The sequence below is a fragment of the Alteromonas hispanica genome (genome assembly GCF_010500915.1).
Taxonomy (GTDB): domain Bacteria; phylum Pseudomonadota; class Gammaproteobacteria; order Enterobacterales; family Alteromonadaceae; genus Alteromonas; species Alteromonas hispanica.
This window is the reverse complement of record NZ_JAAAWP010000003.1, coordinates 53,909-67,342: the sequence shown is the minus strand read 5'-3', so window position 1 is coordinate 67,342 and position 13,434 is coordinate 53,909. Positions and strand designations below refer to the sequence as shown.

Annotated in this window: 14 protein-coding genes; 6 read left to right on the top strand and 8 right to left on the bottom strand. The window is 43.5% G+C overall.

All coding sequences use genetic code 11. From position 1 onward, the window contains the following. Positions 1-21: 21 nt before the first annotated feature. The gene (ftsE, locus tag GTW09_RS05835) at positions 22-726 is read left to right on the top strand and encodes a cell division ATP-binding protein FtsE (RefSeq protein ID WP_071980786.1); all 705 of its coding nucleotides are present in this window, start codon (positions 22-24) and stop codon (positions 724-726) included. Next, entirely contained in the window at positions 723-1,703 is a 981-nt protein-coding gene (gene ftsX, locus GTW09_RS05830) for a permease-like cell division protein FtsX (protein WP_163110817.1), read from the top strand. The genes ftsE and ftsX overlap by 4 nt, the downstream gene beginning before the upstream one ends. A 21-nt stretch (positions 1,704-1,724) precedes the next feature. Here ftsX and GTW09_RS05825 read toward each other — a convergent pair whose 3' ends face one another. Together GTW09_RS05825 and GTW09_RS05820 are read right to left on the bottom strand one after the other, a co-directional pair. Beyond that, positions 1,725-2,978, bottom strand: a complete 1,254-nt coding sequence (locus GTW09_RS05825; protein ID WP_163110815.1) for an EAL and HDOD domain-containing protein — start codon at positions 2,976-2,978, stop codon at positions 1,725-1,727. A gap of 265 nt (positions 2,979-3,243) precedes the next feature. Beyond that, entirely contained in the window at positions 3,244-4,470 is a 1,227-nt protein-coding gene (locus GTW09_RS05820) for an EAL and HDOD domain-containing protein (RefSeq protein WP_163110813.1), read from the bottom strand. 454 nt (positions 4,471-4,924) lie between these two features. Between GTW09_RS05820 and rpoH the strand changes: the two genes are divergently transcribed. Next, the gene (gene rpoH / locus GTW09_RS05815) at positions 4,925-5,782 is read left to right on the top strand and encodes an RNA polymerase sigma factor RpoH (RefSeq protein ID WP_071980782.1); all 858 of its coding nucleotides are present in this window, start codon (positions 4,925-4,927) and stop codon (positions 5,780-5,782) included. A gap of 105 nt (positions 5,783-5,887) precedes the next feature. On the opposite strand, the gene GTW09_RS05810 is transcribed toward rpoH, so the two are convergent. The 3 genes from GTW09_RS05810 to pip form a co-directional block, all read right to left on the bottom strand. Next, a complete protein-coding gene (locus GTW09_RS05810) occupies positions 5,888-6,799 on the bottom strand; it encodes a bifunctional GNAT family N-acetyltransferase/hotdog fold thioesterase (RefSeq protein WP_071980781.1) in 912 nt (303 codons plus the stop codon). A gap of 70 nt (positions 6,800-6,869) precedes the next feature. Further along, a complete protein-coding gene (gene dtd / locus GTW09_RS05805; RefSeq protein ID WP_163110811.1) occupies positions 6,870-7,307 on the bottom strand; it encodes a D-aminoacyl-tRNA deacylase in 438 nt (145 codons plus the stop codon). Then, positions 7,304-8,281 carry a prolyl aminopeptidase gene (pip, locus tag GTW09_RS05800; RefSeq protein ID WP_163110809.1) on the bottom strand — a complete coding sequence of 326 codons (978 nt, stop codon included), beginning with the start codon at positions 8,279-8,281 and terminating at the stop codon, positions 7,304-7,306. The genes dtd and pip overlap by 4 nt, the downstream gene beginning before the upstream one ends. A 187-nt stretch (positions 8,282-8,468) precedes the next feature. Between pip and GTW09_RS05795 the strand changes: the two genes are divergently transcribed. Further along, positions 8,469-8,711 carry a hypothetical protein gene (locus GTW09_RS05795; protein WP_071980778.1) on the top strand — a complete coding sequence of 81 codons (243 nt, stop codon included), beginning with the start codon at positions 8,469-8,471 and terminating at the stop codon, positions 8,709-8,711. Next, entirely contained in the window at positions 8,708-9,346 is a 639-nt protein-coding gene (locus tag GTW09_RS05790; RefSeq protein WP_071980777.1) for a DUF2959 domain-containing protein, read from the top strand. The genes GTW09_RS05795 and GTW09_RS05790 overlap by 4 nt, the downstream gene beginning before the upstream one ends. 62 nt (positions 9,347-9,408) lie before the next feature. Here GTW09_RS05790 and GTW09_RS05785 read toward each other — a convergent pair whose 3' ends face one another. Both GTW09_RS05785 and metF read right to left on the bottom strand, forming a co-directional pair. Next, positions 9,409-10,350 carry a virulence factor BrkB family protein gene (locus GTW09_RS05785; RefSeq protein ID WP_163110807.1) on the bottom strand — a complete coding sequence of 314 codons (942 nt, stop codon included), beginning with the start codon at positions 10,348-10,350 and terminating at the stop codon, positions 9,409-9,411. 83 nt (positions 10,351-10,433) lie between these two features. Further along, a complete protein-coding gene (gene metF / locus GTW09_RS05780) occupies positions 10,434-11,324 on the bottom strand; it encodes a methylenetetrahydrofolate reductase (RefSeq protein WP_071980775.1) in 891 nt (296 codons plus the stop codon). Positions 11,325-11,484: 160 nt separating this feature from the next. Here metF and metJ point away from each other — a divergent pair, with 160 nt between their 5' ends. Then, positions 11,485-11,814, top strand: a complete 330-nt coding sequence (gene metJ / locus GTW09_RS05775) for a met regulon transcriptional regulator MetJ (protein WP_071980774.1) — start codon at positions 11,485-11,487, stop codon at positions 11,812-11,814. Positions 11,815-11,959: 145 nt separating this feature from the next. On the opposite strand, the gene GTW09_RS05770 is transcribed toward metJ, so the two are convergent. Beyond that, positions 11,960-13,195 (bottom strand): malic enzyme-like NAD(P)-binding protein, encoded by a 1,236-nt coding sequence (locus GTW09_RS05770; protein WP_163110805.1) that lies wholly within the window; start codon positions 13,193-13,195, stop codon positions 11,960-11,962. Positions 13,196-13,434 lie beyond the last annotated feature (239 nt).

Here is a 13,434-nt window from a genome sequence, read left to right as displayed (position 1 = left end):
TTCAAGTTTTAGGATGTAAAAATGATAAAGTTTGAGCAGGTAAGCAAAACCTATCCCGGCGGCCAGCGGGCGCTCAGCAAAGTGAATTTTCACATTGCCCCTGGCGAAATGGCGTTTTTAACCGGTCATTCCGGGGCCGGTAAAAGTACCCTGCTTAAACTTATTAGTATTATGGAACGACCTACAGTGGGGCGTGTGCTCATTAATGGTCATGATCTCAACAAAATAAGCCGCCGGGATATCGCGTTTATACGCCGAGATATCGGGATGATATTTCAAAGCCATCAGCTGCTTATGGATAAAACCGTTGCCGACAATGTCGCTTTGCCACTGGTTATCGAAGGCTACACGCACAAAGAAATACGCAAGCGCGTAGATGCCGCTCTTGAAATGGTCGGGCTCAGAGACAAAAGCCGCAGTTTACCCATCACGCTATCGGGCGGTGAGCAGCAGAGAGTGGGCATAGCGAGAGCCGTGGTGAACAAACCCCCTTTGCTACTCGCTGATGAACCTACAGGTAACCTCGATCCCAAACTGTCCATGGAAATAATCCGCTTGTTCGAAGACTTTAATCAGGCTGGGGTTTCCGTGCTTATTGCTACCCACGATCTGGGCTTAATTGCCCGTATGCGTTACCGCACATTAACGTTGAAAAACGGACAAATGATCACTGATGGTCTTACTGACGGTGATAGCGGGTATACATCACAGGGTGAACGCTCATGAGTATATTGTTTAAAGGTCGGGCTAAAGGGGCTTCTTCCTCAAAAGTATCTGTTTTGCAGGGGTTTGTCATGTTCTTCGTGAGTCATGTCAGGCAAGCACTTTCGAGTTTAGGGGAGCTTTGGCGACAGCCAATAGCGTCACTAATGACTATTGGGGTTTTAGGGCTGAGTATTACTTTGCCGAGCACCCTTTACATCATGGTGAAAAATACAGAAAAAATTACCGCAGGCTGGGATCAGGCGTCTGAAATATCGCTTTTTTTAAAGCCAGATATTAGCGCTAACCGTTCACAGCAGTTAGTAGCGCGGCTTAACACATGGCAAGAGATTGAGAGCGTTGTCTATATTCCTGCCGATGATGCATTAAAAGAATTCCAGCACTTGTCGGGGCTCGGCGATGCTATTGCTTACTTAGAGAAGAACCCGCTGCCCGATGTGGTTTTGGTAACTCCCACTGAAAAGAATGGTTCGCCAAGTGCCGCAAGAGCTTTACTAGATAAATTAAGGCAGCAAAGGGAAGTCGATATTGGCAAGCTAGATATCGAGTGGCTTGAGCGCTTATATGCGGTGATAGCCATTGCGAGCGATTTAGTTATGCTTATCGGTGTATTACTTTTTATTGCAGTGGTACTGATTATAGGGAACACCATTCGACTTAATATCCTCAACAAAAATGACGAAATCGTTGTCATGAAGCTCGTTGGAGCAACAGATGCATTTATCCATCGACCGTTTCTCTATACCGGCTTTTGGTATGGGTTGCTTGGCGGCTTAATGGCATGGTTTGCCGTTATTATCATTCTGTGGTGGATGGACAGCAGTATTGCAACCTTTGCAGCAATGTATCAAAAAGAGTTCAACATTACAGGCCTCACAGGAAGCGCACTATTTACCATGTTAGGGCTCTCGGTATTATTAGGGCTACTAGGTTCATTAATATCCGTACAGCGCCATGTTAGGCAGATAGAGCCTCAATAGCGAAGCGGTTCGAAGTAATAGTTAGCCCTGGGCACTGGCCGTTGGAAAATGGGTGGAAATGGCGCTTCGAATACCGTTCCCCCAAACAATTGCTTGGTTGTAAAGCATATGGAGTTGCTTCTGATCTATATCGAGCAGCTTGGCTTGTTTAATCACATTCATCCAAATTGCACTTTCAAATCCGCGCACTAGCGCAGAATAGTTATTGAGTTCAGCATTCTTACCTAACAATGCGTTGTTCACATCATCTGCTAAGGGCAGTTGTTTGACAATATCGCTCATAGATTGATCTAATAACCCCTCAAGTAGCGAAAACAGCCCGACTAAAAACGCGATGGGCGGATTATTCTTAAAGCCCCTTCGTTCGGCTAATAGGTCGAAGAACTTTGCTCGAACTAATGACATGTGGATGATTTCTAGCGGCTTGTCATCGGCAATATGCGTGAGGCTTAGCAGGGCAATAAATTTCTTTATTTCCACTTCGCCCATATAATTAAGTGCATGTTTTAGCGATGTAATTTTATAGCGCTTGTTAATAGTGGGATTATTGATAAATTTGAGTAGTAAAAAGCTTAACGTAGCATCCCGCTCAATAATTTGTGTCGTTCTATCGATATCAAAGTTAACTTTTCCACTTTCAGCCATTAGGTCCACAATATTCATTTTGGACGCGGGCAATTGCCTTAAGATTCGCGCTTCTGGCTGGCAGAAAAAATAGCCTTGGAAAAAGTCGAAGCCCAAGTCGATACATGTCGTGAAGTGATCTTGTGAGTCAACTTGTTCGGCAACTAACTTTTTATTCTCGTCATGATAACGAGGAATGTGTTTCTCTATGTTTTCAAGGCGGTTATCAAACCGAGCTTTTGAAACGTCTACCTTTACAATATCAATCAGTGGAAAAATATCGTGTTCGGCACCTATCATCATAGGATCGTCTATTGCCAGTTTGAAACCCATCTGCTTAATGTGCTGACAAGCTTCAAACAAGCCATTGCTTGTGTCAGCTGGGTTGGCAAGCTCCACGACAACGGAATCTGGATTGAGGTTGGTGGGAAATCGAGAAACAAGTGTATCGGTAGAAAATGTGATAAATGAGGTTTTCTCGCCGCTAATATCATCAAGACCAAGAGGGTGGAAGTTATCGGCTATAAACTTCGACTTTTCTTCTTGATGCTCGGGGTACGCCCCACCTTTTCCATCCCGGAAAAGTAACTCGTAGGCAAATACGCTTTTTTCTTTATCTAAAATAGGCTGACGAGCGATAAACGCGAACATATTTAATTCCTGATGATACACACAGCTTTTGTTGTGCTTTTTTTCGTGTATTGACTAATTGCTTTTTTGCTACCCATCTTTTACTACAGTTCTTTTGCTACCCATCTTTTACTACACTAAGATATCGACGTGTAAAACAATACCTTTATTCAATGCTGTCTCACTGCCACCAAAAATGGGCTTTATCCGGTAGATTATGACATTGGCCTCACACAAACAATGATTACAGTACATTTTTAATACACATCTATATTTGCTTGAAGCGTTAGGTTTTTTCTAGCGCCGCGTTGTGCAAGTGCTTTGCCCATTTTATAGCTTCATTGTAATAGCTATGAAGTAACGATTGGCTTATCCCATGCTTTGCGGAAAACTGTTTTATACTCGCCCACCGTGCAATCTCAAACTGGGTAGACAGCACCAAGCACTCTCTGAGTACATTGTGTCGACCGCATAAGGCGTCTTTTACATCATCATCGAGAGGGACTTTGCTCACAACATCTTCTATTCGTTGTTCCATCATTGCGTCGAGTAGCGACAGCAAGCCGACTAAAAAGCCGGAATGTGCACTTTTTTGTTTATTCACCGCTAGGTAAACCAGTTCACAGAATTTTGCTCTCACCAAAGCCATTTGCATTAATTCTGAGGGCTGTCCGTCACTGAGGTTTGCTAAAGCAAGCAGTGAAATAAACTTTTTAACCTCTACTTCGCCCATAAAGTTGAGTGCGTGCTTCAGAGAATTTATTTTATGACGCTTATTAACCATTGGGTTGTTAATAAAACGCAGAAGCAAGTAAGTTAACGATGGATCGCGCTCAACAATGGCTTGAACTTTTGCTAAGTTAAGGTTTGCTTGGCTACTCAATGACAGTAACTCGAGCATAGTGAGTTTATTTGGCCCTATTTTTCTATGCCTAACTATTTCAGGCCGAGCAAGGAAGTAGCCTTGAAAATAATCAAACCCCATCTCCTTGAACGTATGAAATTCCTCATAGGTTTCAATTTTTTCCGCTACCAATTTGATTTTGTTTGATTTGAATCGTTTGACAAGAGCGGGGATTTCCTCGTGAGCAATTTCAGTGATATCAATCTTTACAATACTAGTGAAAGGAATGAAAGCCTCCCATTTTCCATCCATATCGTAATCATCAAGTGCAATAGGATAGCCCAGTCCACGAATGTGCTTGCACGCTGCGATAAGAGCGTCATCAACATCAACGGTTTCAACAACCTCTATAACGACTTTGCTGGCGTCAAGGGAAGTGGGGAAGCGGAACATAAGAGTATCGCGATGAAAGTTAATAAAGGCTTTTTTATCGCCGGTTATTTCTTCAATTCCGAGACTTAGATGAGTAGAGGTGAGTATTTTTGACGTTGCCTCGTCAGGCGGAATATCTGGGAAGCAATTATCTTCGCCTATACGAAAAAGTAACTCGTAGGCAAATACTTCTCTGTCTACGTCAAATATCGGCTGTCTGGCAACGTATGCAAACATGTTTATCCTTGAACTGTCTTTCTTGGCAACTTCTTACTACCTACAGCAATTGGTACTGTTGCTCTTTCTCGGTGTAAAAACTCGAGGAAACTTCCAATTTGCCCACTTACACCTGTATGCTGAATAGACTACATGCTAGTTGAAAAGTGCACAATGTTTAATATCAACGTTGAGCAACAGATAGTTGAGACCAAAGTAAACGTTTTGCGCTAAATTACGGTATACTAAGCAGTACACACTTAAAAACGCCACATGAGTGTTGAAACCCCTTAAGAAAATATTTTATTATTAAGGGTGTTGTGGGGCGATAAGTTTTGAACTTTTTTTTGATCTACAGGTCTTGATATTGTAGCAGTCGTCCTTATACCAACATATCGTTCGGGCTTCTTTATAGTATTTTGGTCTCGCGCAGCTCTGTAAGTAAAGTGCAGAGCCGCATTTGATGAGGTGAACAATGAGCAACAATTTGCAATCTATGGCCATGTCAGTGCCACACAGCGGTAGCATCGAAGGCTACATTCAAGCTGTAAGCCGCATTGATATGCTCAGTGCCGAAGAAGAGCGCGAGTTGGCAGTGCGTCTTCGTGATGATGAAGATCTACAAGCAGCGCGCAAGCTGGTAATGTCGCACCTTCGCTTTGTTGTGCATATTGCAAAATCATATTCAGGGTATGGCTTACCGCAGGCTGATCTCATTCAAGAAGGTAATATTGGTCTGATGAAGGCAGTGAAGCGTTTCGACCCTACTGTGGGTGTTCGCTTGGTTTCTTTTGCTGTTCATTGGATAAAAGCTGAAATTCACGAGTTCGTTCTGAAAAATTGGCGCATCGTGAAAGTGGCAACAACTAAGGCACAGCGTAAGCTTTTCTTTAACCTACGCAAGGCGAAAAAACGCTTGGGTTGGTTTACGCATGCTGAAGTACAAACAGTAGCAGACGAGCTTGGAGTGAGTACAAAAGAAGTTCTCCAAATGGAAGCTCGAATGAGCAGTCAAGACCAAGCATTCGATTTGTCTGCCGATGAAGACGAAACAGGTAACTTTGCTCCGGTTCAGTTCTTAGAAGATAAAACTGCCAACGTTGAAACCGACGTTATCAATAACGATTGGGACACTGCGGCAAGCAAGCGTTTGTATTCAGCGATAAAAACCCTTGATGAGCGTAGTCAGGATATTATCGAAACACGCTGGTTAGCAGATAACAAAATTACGCTGCAAGACTTAGCGAATAAATACGATGTATCTGCAGAGCGCGTTCGTCAAATCGAAAAGAACGCGATGAAAAAACTACAGGCGGCGATGGTTGCAGCTTAAAGTTTTTAATGCAGACAGATAAACAACAAAAAAGCGCCAGTCGGCGCTTTTTTGTTGTCTAGAGTTCTAGTTAAGAGTGTCTTGCAGACTCTCTATTCGTTCTCTTTATTCGCTGTTCTCAGACACTGGGAGCACCCAGAATACCCCTTCAAATTCTGCCACCGCAGTATCGTTGTCCAAAATAGCCACGCTTAATTCAAAACGCGCTTTTTTCCCTTTTTGCAAGGGAGCAAACTTGCCTGACAATGTTTCTATGTTACAAATTGCTCTAGGCTTCATGGTGATAGGCTTGTGGTAATGAATATCGCCATCGCCCAGCACAATATCGCCGTTCAATCCACGCTCTTTCAACTGCAAATAAATAAGTCCCCAGCCGGTAAGTGTGGCCAAAGAGAAAATACTGCCTGCGAACATAGTGCCGTGAATATTAATATTCTTATTCAGTGATGCACGAGTCTCAAGAGTTCTTCCTGTGTATTGGTAGAGCTTAATACCCATATGTTCTGTGATGGGAATGGTTTCAGACCAAGTTTCTTGTAATGAACGACACCATTTTGGATGAAGCACTAGCGTATTGTTTTCAGTAAACTTCTTTACCATTTGCTGACGTTTCAGCATACCTAGTTCGTTGGGTGCTTCTCGCTCGATAACAAAACCACAGGAGGCAAAAAAGTCGATAGAAATTTCGCGACTATTAGTCACTGCTCGCACAGCGCCAAGATCTTTAGCAACGTTCTCAAGCGCAACCATCACCATTTTACCCAGCCCTTTTCGCATATGATCATTGCGAACGGCTATGTGGCGTATTTGCGCTTCTTCAGCGGTATTTAGATGCACACGGCCACAGGCTACAATTTCATTCTTTCTATTGGTGATAATGCGATGCTCAGCAACCTGTTCGTATTCGTCTTTTTCTGAGCCAGGAGGAAAATTCCAAGGTTGACGCAAATGCTCCCATCGAAAATGAAAGTAGGCTTCAAATTCTGCATCGCTTTTTGGTGTTACAACCTTATACACAATAAACAGCCCTTTTTAAAAATCGAGTTGTATTTAAACGTAACCGCGCAGTAGGCACAAGCTTAAAAACCTAAACTTGAAACTGAAATGTCACTGGTCCATCGTTTACCAATGCTACTTTCATATCTGCGCCAAACTCTCCCGTTTGTACCGACATCCCCTTTTTCTTGAGCGTGTTCACGAACCGCAAATACACGTCTTTGCCGTGGGAGGGGGATGCGCCGCGAGAAAAACCAGGGCGATTGCCTTTTTGCGTATCAGCAACCAAAGTGAATTGAGAGATAACAAGCATAGCTCCACCAACTTGCTCGATATTGAGGTTCATTTTTCCATCGCTGTCGCAAAACATTCTATAGCGACACAGTTTGTTCGCCAGCTTTTCTATTTCTGCGTCGCCGTCGTCTTTTTCTACGCCTAGCAGTACAACCATACCGTGGCCTATTTCACCGATGACTTTCTCGTCCACAGTTACGTTAGCCTCAGACACCCGTTGAATAAGTCCTATCACTGAGTTTGCTCCTTGAGAAAACGAGACATATCTCTGGTCGCGCGGCAAAGTGCATAGGCGATACTGGGCTCAGATGTGCTGTGGCCTGCATCGGGCACAATTTGTAACTCACTTTGTTCCCACGCCTTATGGAGTGTTTCAGCAGCTTCTGTTTTGCATATCATGTCGTAGCGACCGTGAACAATTGTTCCAGGGATATGATTTATCTTTTCGATATTATCAATAATGTAGTTTTCGGAAATAAAGCATTTATTTGATAAAAAGTGACACTCTAGCGTGGCTAGGCACGTTACCAAATTCATGGGGTAGTGACAGCTTGCCTCTCCAACACCCGGCGGTAAGCTTAACCGTGAAAGACGCTCTTCCCACTGATACCAGCGTCTTAATGCTGCGTGTTTGAGAACTTCGTTGCTAGAGCTTAATTGAGCACTGTAATACTCGCAAACTGCATTGGCGGTAACCGGTGGGGGGATATCTTTTGTGAACTTGCGATAATGTTCTGGAAATAGCTGCGCGGCACACCCTTGGGGCGATAAGAACCATTCTCTGTCTTGCTGTCGAGCAAGAAAAACGCCGCGTAAAATGAGACCAGAAACATGTTCGGTATATTTCAATGCATAAAGTAGGGCAAGCGTAGAGCCCCAAGAGCCACCGAATAGCAGCATCTCAGGAACGCCAAGATGGCTTCGAAGCATTTCGATATCATCTACATTTAGCCAAGTATCATTATTACTTATTTCTGCAAGCGGCGTAGAGCGCCCGCATCCACGTTGTTCATATCCAATAATACGGTATTTGTTACTGTCGAAGAAGCTTTTGTAATTAGGCGGCAAACCGGCGCCAGGTCCACCGTGAATAAAGAGTACTGGAATTCCGTCAGGGTTTCCGCTTTGCTCAAAATAGAGGGAATGCCCGCTTCCTACATCAATAAATCCGTCGTTGTAGCTGGTTACATCCGGATAAAGTCGTTTCATTATATTTCTACGCGTTGTGCGAGTGCCTGTTTTAGTTTAGTTTATTATTATGCATGCTGTCGCTTGTAAACACCTTGCGCCTCATCTTATACGTTGCGTTAAGCACAACGGTTGAAACTAATTTGGAAAAAGGTGTTACGCAAGCGTTAGCTAATCACATTATAATCATAATTGCGAGGACGTTTGTATGGCAGGTCAAGGATCGGGTGGCAATGTTATTGCCGCTATATGTAACTTTTTTATTCCCGGTTTAGGACATTTGGTCCAAGGCCGAATTTTAGCAGCGCTATTTTACTTTGTTTCAGTGGGGGTTTGTTACGCACTGGCGGCAACCGTAGTGTTGGCAATTGTATTTTGGCCGCTAGGTGCAATTTTGCATCTTATAAGCATCATCAGCGCAGCGCGCTTTAGAGGTGGAGCAACAGTATGAGACTAATAACTACAGCGTTTGTTGCTGCACTCACTCTAACGGGGTGTCAGTCAGCTTATTATGCTGCGTGGGAAAAGGTCGGTGTAGAAAAGCGCGATATACTTGTTGACCGGGTAGATAACGCCAAAGATTCTCAGGAAGACGCGCAAGAACAATTTAGTTCTGCGTTAGAGGCGTTTAGCGCGGCGGTAGAGTTTGACGGCGGTGAGCTTGAGGATGTTTACGACAATCTAAACGGGCAGTATGAAGATAGCGTAGCTGCAGCTGAAGAGGTCACAGCGCGTATCGATAAAGTAGAAAGTGTGGCCGAAGCGCTGTTCGATGAGTGGCAAGAAGAGCTTGAAAAATACCAAAGCGGCTCATTGAAGCGAGACAGTGCAGCAAAACTTCGAGAAACTCAAAGACGCTACGCGTCTTTGATGAAGTCGATGCGTAAAGCAGAAAGTAAAATGCCTCCTGTTTTAAATGCACTGCAAGATAATGTGCTTTATTTAAAGCACAACCTCAACGCGAGTGCAATTGGTGCATTGCAAGGTGAACTGTCAACGATAGAAGACAATGTTGCTCAGTTATTAAGTCAGATGAATTCAGCAATTGCAGAGTCTGATGCGTTTATTGCTTCTATGAAAAACTAGCTAAATAAAAGCGAAAGTAACCATTTAGGTTACGATTAGAAATAAGGGAGCAATTTGCTCCCTTATTTATTTGTGCTGTCATTATGAGATGGCGCAAGACTTTTTTGCTCGTCTTCTTCCTCATCAGATGACACGTATTTTTCCTTGTTGAGGTCTCTTTGATTTTCAAATGCCTCGCCCAGGCTACAGGTGAATTCAGCGCCAAAGAGAACAATAATCCAAGACAAATATACCCATAAAAATAAGATTGGCACTACAGCAAGTGCGCCGTAAATTAATTCGTAAGAGGGGAAGTTGGTGACGTAAAGTGCAAATCCTGATTTTGTAATTTCAAAGGCAATAGTAGCTACCAACGCCCCACAAGCTGCGTGGCGGGCATAAACCTGCTTATTGGGCACCATAGTGTATAAAATAGTGAATGCAAGCATGGCTGCGCCGCTAGGTACTAAGCTTAATACGAACGTACCTAATCCTGGCGTGTATTCTTCAGTAAACGCTGCAAGTCCAGTAAGGTAAGTGCTTACAATCACGCTGGAGCCAATTAAAATAGGACCTAATGTGATTACCATCCAGTAAATAGCAAAGGTAAACACTATCGGCCTTTCGCTTTTCGTTCGCCAAATTCGGTTGAGTGTCTTATCCACATTTGAGATAAGCATTAGTGCCACAACCAGCAGAGACAAAATACCTATAGCGCTCATTTCAGAGGCATTACCGACAAAATCAGTCATGTACTGATGCACTACATCACTGGCGGTGGGAACAAAGTTGCTAAAAATAAAGTATTCAATTTTGCTTCGTACTGATGCAAAAGCAGGAAAGGCCGACATAATAGTGAAGGTAACCATTATGAAGGGCACTAGCGATAACAGCGTTACATAGGCCAAGTGCCCAGCAGAAATAGTGACATTGTCTTCTTTGCAGCGATTGATAAATATGGTGAAGAGATCTTTCGCTTGAGGCTTTATATTCTCATAAGTGGCTTTAACCCGCTCTAAATACACTCGTGCTCTCCTGACATTAACGTCACCGCTTCATTTTTATTGCTGAAGTAAATGGTAACTGCCAGCGCAGTTATGAGCAAAGGTTATTTATTGTCGCCTCGCACACCTAACATGTGACAAATAGCGTAGCTCAGTTCGCTTCGGTTAAGGGTATAAAAATGGAAATGCTTTACGCCTTCTTTGGCTAATACCTTAACTTGATCCATAGCGATATTGGCTCCAATGAGGTTGCGGGTGGCCTGGTCGTCGGCGTCTAGCCCGTCGAACATTTTGTGAAGCCATCCAGGCACGTGAACATTCGTAAAGCCTGCAAATTTAACCAGGGTTTGATAATTTGTCACAGGTAAAATACCCGGTACTAAATCTAAATCAACACCTGCTGCGGCAGCGCGATCTCTAAAACGCAAAAATACACTGGTGTCGAAGAAGAACTGAGAAATAGCCTCTGTAGCTCCTGCTTCTGCTTTACGCTTCAAATTGAGAAGGTCAAATTGCGCATTTGGAGCTTCTGGGTGTTTTTCGGGATAGGCAGCAACAGAAATATCGAAGTCGGCTACATCTTTTAATAATGCCACTAGGTCAGAGGCATACATCTCTGTTGTGTCAACACCTGCAGGAAGGTCCCCACGTAACGCTACAATGCGACGAATACCTGAATCCCAATAGTCTTGCGCAATTTGTTTAAGCTCTTCTCTGCTTGCATCAACGCAAGTTAAATGAGGAACCGCAGAAACCCCGGTTTGTTGCTGAATTCGCTTTACTACATCGTGGGTTCTATCGCGCTCGCCGCTGTTTGCACCATAGGTAACCGACATGTAACTCGGTTTGAGAGGCGCTAACCGCTCTACCGATTTCCATAATGTTTGCTCCATGGCTTCCGTTTTAGGAGGAAAAAACTCAAAAGAGACGTCAATGTCACGCAGCTCCGATAAGGACTGGTTGAGTGCATCAATGCCTTGTGCGTAAGAAACCATGTATAATTCTCTCTGATAAGCTTTTTATAGACGTTTAGACGGCTAAATTAAAGAATATATGTCTAGACGTCAAGAGGTTTACACTGCTCAATTGACCTTTTCGTGAACTTGTTTAGAATTTCACGTTATAACACAACTAAAATAAAACCGAGTTAGTACAATGGCAGAATGGAATGGTAAGTATATACACCCCTACGCAGAGCACGGTAAAAAAAGCGAACAGGTAAAAAAAGTCACTGTTTCTATACCCATTAATGTGTTGAAAGCGTTAACGGATGAACGTACCCGTCGTCAAATTAATAATTTGCGGCACGCCACTAACTCAGAATTACTCTGCGAAGCGTTTTTACACGCGTTTACAGGTCAACCGCTCCCCAACGATGATGACCTTCGAAAAGATAACGCTAATAGAGTACCTGCCGAAGCTAGAAGAATTATGGAAGAAATGGGCATTGATCCTAGCTTTGAAAATGAGCCCACCGAAGAGTAATTTTTAACACTTTTCACACCTAATAAAAAACGTCGCCCTGTTTTAAAGTAATACCTGTAAAGTAATACCCAGGGACACATCAAACGGTATAACTTTACAACGGGGCGACGTTCTCATCGAGAGTATTTAATATATTTACTCTCGGTTATTCTTCTGATGGTTTCGAAATTCCCGCAACACCAGATTCAATGGCTGCTTTTGATACTGCACTGGCTATACGCTCGCAAAGTCGAGGGTCCATAGGCTTAGGAATGATGTAATCTTTGCCAAAGCTAAGGCTTTTGCTGTTGCTTGCTGCTAGTACTTCAGGCGGAACTTCTTCTTTTGTAATGGCGCGAATTGCTTCTACAGCAGCCACTTTCATTTCGTCGTTTATTGCGCTTGCTCTCACATCTAATGCTCCGCGAAAAATAAACGGAAAGCACAGTACGTTGTTAACTTGATTTGGGTAATCGGAACGGCCAGTTGCCATGATTAAATCATCACGTACTTCATGAGCAAGGTCGGGTCTGATTTCTGGATCCGGGTTCGAGCAAGCGAACACAATAGGGTTATCAGCCATTAGCGCTAGAGTTTCCGGAGGCAAAAGATCAGGGCCAGACACACCTACAAAAATATCTGCTCCGCGCATTACATCTTCTAAGGTACGTTTGTCTGTATTGTTGGCAAATAATGATTTGTGTTCGGTTAAGTCATCGCGGCGGGTATGAATTACCCCCTTTCTATCAAGCATGTAAATACGCTCACGCTGAGCACCGCACTTTATCAATAGTTCCATACATGCTACTGCTGCGGCGCCAGCGCCGAGGCACACAATTTTTGCATTTTCGATATTTTTTCCCTGAATCTCTAATGCGTTTAGCATACCCGCAGCCGTCACTATTGCTGTGCCGTGTTGGTCGTCGTGAAACACGGGAATTTTGCATCGCTTAATAAGCTCTTGCTCTATTTCAAAGCATTCAGGGGCTTTTATATCTTCTAAGTTTATACCGCCGAATGTATCTGCAATATTGGCGACAGTATTAATGAACTCTTCAGTAGTGCGGTGCTTTACCTCTATATCAATAGCGTCAATACCGGCAAAGCGCTTGAACAGCAAAGCTTTACCTTCCATCACTGGCTTTGATGCTAATGGGCCAAGATTACCTAAACCCAATATGGCAGTACCGTTACTAATTACTGCTACCATGTTACCTTTTGCCGTATATTTATAGGCGTTATCTGGGTCTTCCGCTATCTCTCTTACCGGCTCTGCGACACCAGGACTGTAGGCAAGGGCTAAGTCATCAACACTATCTGCTGGCGTTGATAGTTCTACCCGTATTTTCCCTGGAGTTGGTTTAGCGTGATAATCGAGCGCGCGTTGTCTAAAATCTGACATGTGAAATGGTTTCCTTGAGTGTAGGGTTTTTGGTGTCGCAGCCTAGTTTGAGGTTAGCGACAATGTAACCATATTTTTAATTTACGTTAGCCAATGTCATCGCCGAACAGCTTTATGTTTTTAGTATTATTTGTTCGCCGGAATTAGGGCATGCCCTGGATAACAACTGCCCGTGTTGGTGTAAACGGAGCAAGTATCATTTACACTAACACAGGCAATAACAGTGTACATATCTGATC